Genomic DNA, 586 nt, shown 5'->3' on the forward strand with positions numbered 1-586 from the left:
CAAATACCACTGGTCATCTTTTTCTAACCAGGCGTACGGCGTTAGCCACCACTGGCAATCACTCCGGCTAGCCGAACTTGCTTGATGATTTAAATCAAATCTAATCCCATATAATTTGGCGTTGCCTCTTTCCATGAGCATCCTCCAACCGCATAAACAAGATCCTTTTTCTCATAATTACTTTAATCATCATTTCTATTATCACTAATCTCTCCAACTACAATTTGGTCAATATGATTACTAATTTGTAAGCGCGGAGGACTTGTAAAGCAACAATAAAAAATAAATGTAAATCCACCAAGTCCCATTAACACCCCATTCATCACGTCCATAGCGGTAGAACTATATTCAGTTGTGTAAGTAATTGGGATAAAGAAAGCATTAAACAGGATAATACAGATTATTTTTAAAATAATTCTACTGGCACTAAAAGCCTTAATTTGCAAAACATTAATATCTTTTTCAACATGTGTTTCAGTAATATCGTCAATTCTCGCTTTTAGTTCCGGATAATTTATAATTTCGCATTTGGGTGATCGATAAACAAAAATACTATATATTTTGACAATTACTAACATAATCAAAC

The 586-nt window shown here is 33.8% G+C and carries 1 protein-coding gene; it reads right to left on the reverse strand.

Annotated features, from left to right (window positions below; translation table 11 throughout):
- Nucleotides 1–182: 182 nt before the first annotated feature.
- Nucleotides 183–586: hypothetical protein (locus B808_RS06585; protein WP_157780098.1), on the reverse strand; the 404-nt coding region annotated here is incomplete at its 5' end.

The organism is Fructilactobacillus florum 8D, from assembly GCF_000512295.1.
In the GTDB taxonomy this organism is placed as follows: Bacteria; Bacillota; Bacilli; order Lactobacillales; family Lactobacillaceae; genus Fructilactobacillus; species Fructilactobacillus florum.